Source organism: Pseudomonas sp. P5_A2_2 (assembly GCF_054177685.1).
The window spans coordinates 1-3,996 of the sequence record NZ_JBGCUL010000403.1 but is presented as its reverse complement, the minus strand read 5'-3'; the positions used below and the strand labels follow the sequence as shown (position 1 = coordinate 3,996).

The 3,996-nt window shown below is 59.0% G+C and carries 4 protein-coding genes; 1 reads left to right on the top strand and 3 read right to left on the bottom strand.

Annotated elements, in window-relative coordinates; genetic code table 11:
- Window positions 1-224: 224 nt before the first annotated feature.
- The gene (locus ACXRVY_RS19285) at window positions 225-1,361 is read right to left on the bottom strand and encodes a helix-turn-helix transcriptional regulator (protein WP_223458501.1); all 1,137 of its coding nucleotides are present in this window, start codon (window positions 1,359-1,361) and stop codon (window positions 225-227) included.
- 269 nt (window positions 1,362-1,630) lie between these two features.
- On the opposite strand from ACXRVY_RS19285, the gene ACXRVY_RS19280 reads away from it, so the two are divergent.
- Window positions 1,631-2,341, top strand: coding sequence for a TetR/AcrR family transcriptional regulator (locus tag ACXRVY_RS19280; RefSeq protein ID WP_458238002.1), 711 nt, complete (start codon window positions 1,631-1,633; stop codon window positions 2,339-2,341).
- A 32-nt stretch (window positions 2,342-2,373) separates the two neighbouring features.
- On the opposite strand, the gene ACXRVY_RS19275 is transcribed toward ACXRVY_RS19280, so the two are convergent.
- Window positions 2,374-3,342, bottom strand: a complete 969-nt coding sequence (locus tag ACXRVY_RS19275) for an acetyltransferase (RefSeq protein ID WP_223458497.1) — start codon at window positions 3,340-3,342, stop codon at window positions 2,374-2,376.
- Window positions 3,339-3,996, bottom strand: a 658-nt coding sequence (cysC, locus tag ACXRVY_RS19270; RefSeq protein WP_458238001.1) for an adenylyl-sulfate kinase, incomplete at its 5' end; no start/stop codon positions are given. The genes cysC and ACXRVY_RS19275, both read right to left, overlap by 4 nt.

The following is a 3,996-nucleotide window of genomic DNA, read 5'->3' as shown; positions in this document are numbered from 1 at the left end:
ATCTAAAGACGTCCACGGACGTCTTTTTTTTGTGCCTGAAATCCACCCGCCTCTCAGACAGCCAACTCAAGGTTGTCAAACCAAAAGACAAGGATTAAATCCTCATCGATGGTGAGCCGCTCCAGACCGCGTACTGGCGGCGGCCGAGGATGAGGTGCCGGCGTTGCTCATGGTTAATCAACCGTTTTCGCCAGGCCCCGACACCGATGCATCCAACGTGGCGACTACTTGCAGTAACCGAGGGTCGCTACGCTGCGCAGGATCAACCGCACCAGCATGGTCTGGCGGGTCACCCCGGTCTTGGAGAAAGTCGAGCGCAGGTGTGCCCGTGAGGTGTTGCGGCTGATGCCCAGTTCTTCGGAGGCTTCGTCCAGGGTCAGGCCGTTGGCCAGCAGCATGGCCAGCTGGGTTTCGGCCGGGGTAAAGTCGAACAGGGCGCGGACAATCTCTTGCGGTGCACAGGATTGCTGTTCCGGGTCGCTGATGAAGATCACCACCGCTGGGCACTGTTTGCCTTCGCTCCAGTCTGACAACGGTACCGAGCGCACGATGATGCCCAGGTCCGCGCGGCCCGAAGGCCTTTGCACGCGCAGGGCTTCGACCACCGAGGGGTTGCTGCTTTTTTGCGAGAGCAGCGACTGTTTCACCAGGCGGCGGAACTCCTGGGTGTCCCGCGCGGTGCCGATCTGCAGGCCATCGTTGACCAGCTTGATACCGTCTTTTTCCTGGATCAGGCGGTCGGCCACCTGGTTGGTCCGCAGCACTTTGCCGGCTTCGTCGAGAATGATCGTGCCAACCGCCATCTGATCTACCGCGCCGGCATAGAGGTTGCGCTCGGTTTCGATGCGGTTCAAGCGCATATGGATCTCGATCGAGCGTTCCAGGTGCGGAATGAACTGTGCCAACAGGGCCTTTTCATCATTGTTGAAGGCCCTGTCGTCTCGACCGCGGCTGATGCGGATGCGGCACTGAGCGCCGTCGGCAGTGTTGATGTCGGCGCCGAGGACATGGAACACGTCCTGTGGTTCGAGGAAATTCTTGCAGAACTCGGAGTTTTGCCAATCATCGTCGGAGACGAATTCGGCCAGGGTGACGACTTGGCGGTTGGGCAGGTCGACAAAAGGGTCGAGGGTGAAAAAGTGCTGGTTATAGGAGGCCGTGGTTTCGGCTGAGGAACCCGTGGTGTGGATCATCAGGCCAGTGTCGTGTTGACTCGGTGGGCGCAGGATGAAGGTGACGAACTTGCTTTGCAGATACACATTGAGCCGGTTGAGGAAGGTCGTCCAGGGGATGTTCTCCAGCGGTCCTTGATAGAGGTTGCCGACGAACTCGCTGAACGTCTCGAGGCTGAGGCTCTGCATGGACAATCCTTTTATATTTATTAGTGTTGGAGATGGTCGAGAATAGGTGCCGCCGTCGATTGAGCGCAACACCCGGATCTATAGTCTGAAAGGAGGTGGGCCTACCTGCCAGATCGTGTAACTTTGCGTCCTGCGAAGCGCGCCGGCCGGCCGGTGAGTTTACTTGTACGATCCACCCTATGGCCGATGTTAAACTGCGACTCGTTTCGTACCATTGGTCGACTCAAAAGATTGGTGTGWTGACCCAGCAAGTCAGGAAAATAGAACGCTTGACGCTTAAAAGCGTCGTCACGCGAGCAAAGCTCGTGTCAATTGCCGAACGCCTGTTCGCCGAGCGCGGTATCGAAGGGGTGTCGTTAAGCGACATCAACAAAGCCGCCGGGCAGCGGAACAAGAACGCCACGAATTACCACTTCGGCAGCAAGGATGGCTTGCTGCAGGCCATCCTCGACAAGCATGAACCTGGTATTGCCGCTCGGCGCAACGGGTTGCTCGATGAACTTGAGCGGCGAGGTAATCCTTCGGTGAGAGACGTGGTCCGCGCGCTGATGTATCCGGTGGCCGACAAGATGTTCGATCCCAACGGTGGGAAGGACTTTATCCGTCTGGATGCCCAACTGGTGGTGGTGCATACGCTCTCCGTACAGAACCTGCGCGCTTCCACGCTCAATCTGGGTCAGGTGGATCGGTTGAGGCGGGCGCTGCTCGGGGTCCTCCAGGACCTGCCCGAGTCCGTGGCCCAGCAGCGTCTGCACTTGGCGGCAGTATTGCTCCTCCATGGACTCGCCGATCACTCTCGCATGCTTGATGCGAGCGATAAGAAGACCTTGGTGATGGACACCGAGTTGTTCATCAAGAACATCGAAGACTGCCTGGTGGCACTGCTGGCGAGCCCCATGTCGCCCGAAACTGCCTCCCTTCTTTCCCGCTTTGACGTACCCGAACAGGTTCCAACCCACGTTTACAGCTTGCCCTCATGAGGCAGCTGTAAACATTGCATAGGTAATGGCTGCTACCTGGAGAGGCTCCTTTCGAACTCGCGCGTAAAGCGATCGACTTCCGATTCGGGCAGATGATTGATACCTCCCGCCAGTTTCCTGCCACCGCCGCTGTCAAAGGTGCGGCAGAAGTCAGCCGCAGCCACCGGACTATGTCCGGGAGTGCGCACGCTTACCGTGAATCCACCTTGCCTTTTAGGCGACAGGATACCGAGCGCGCGATCTGGCTGTGCCTGCATGAGCTCGTTGGCCAGGGTTCCGATGGCCCGCCGTGCCCATGGCGCGTCAGGCAACATCAGCAGCATCGCGCCGGGTATCTGGCGTGTCGGCGTAAGCCGGCGAGCCAGATCCATGTCCTCCTCATAGCCTGCCGCCAGCCGTGCGTAGGCATCCGAGCCTGTGACGAACTCCAGCGGATCGGCGAACGGCTGCATCAGGGTCGACAGCTCGGCCGGATCGAAATGCAGATCGGCAATGGTCTCGCCATAAGCGTTGTAGTTGAGATAGAGGCCGAGCCGCTCCAGGGTCCTGACCGCTCCAGCATCTATGCCTTGCGCCTTGGCCATGGCGCAGCCCACCTCAGGCAGGCTGTCGCCGTATGCCGCGGCAATCGCCCATGCACGATGGCGACCGCCAAGATAGCGGTCGACCAGGATGCTGGTACAGACATCGGCAGCCTCGTCGATATAGGGCTCGAAGCGCCCATGCCGAGGCATCTCCCCCGCGTGATGATGATCGAAGTAACGCACCGAAGCGCCCGCCTCAAGCAGGCGAAGCAGATCGGTACGATTCTGATCGAGGGAGATGTCGAGTGCGGTGATGGCATCCCCCTCGCACGCTTCGATACGCCGCAGTAACTGAATGTCGCGTTTGACACCAGTCAGCAGCCTCGCGTTGGCGAACTCGCCAGGCGCGGCAAGCCGCAGTTGTTGCAACGCACACAACCCATCGGCATCCCCATTGAATGCAACGTAGAGATTCATAGGGCCTCACGAGCGACAAGATGGCTGACGATCAGTTCGGCTGCTTCCTCGGGAGAGCAAGCGGTGGTGTCGATGCGAATTTCCGGGTTTTCCGGCGGCTCGTAGGGGGAATCAATACCGGTGAAATTCGTCAGTTCGCCACGGCGAGCCTTCTTGTAGAGGCCTTTGGGATCCCTCTGTTCAGCCACGCTGATCGGCGTGTCGACAAACACCTCGAAGAACTCGCCCTGCTCCACCAGCTCGCGCGACATTCTGCGTTCAGAACGGAATGGAGAGATGAAGGACACCAGAACGATTTGCCCCGCATCGACCATCAGCTTGGCGACTTCGCCTACGCGCCTGATGTTCTCGACCCGGTCGGCTTCGGAGAAACCGAGATCCTTGTTGAGACCGTGGCGCACGTTGTCACCATCAAGCAGATAGGTATGTTTGCCCAATGCATGCAGTTTCTTCTCGACGAGGTTCGCGATCGTGGACTTGCCGGCACCCGACAGCCCTGTGAACCAGAGTACGCAAGGCTTCTGCCCCTTGAGGGTGGCGTGCGCCTGCTTGTTAACGTCAATCGCCTGCCAGTGGATGTTCTGCGAGCGACGCAAGGCAAAGTGCAGGAGTCCAGCGCCGACCGTATTGCTGGTCAGGCGGTCAATCATGATG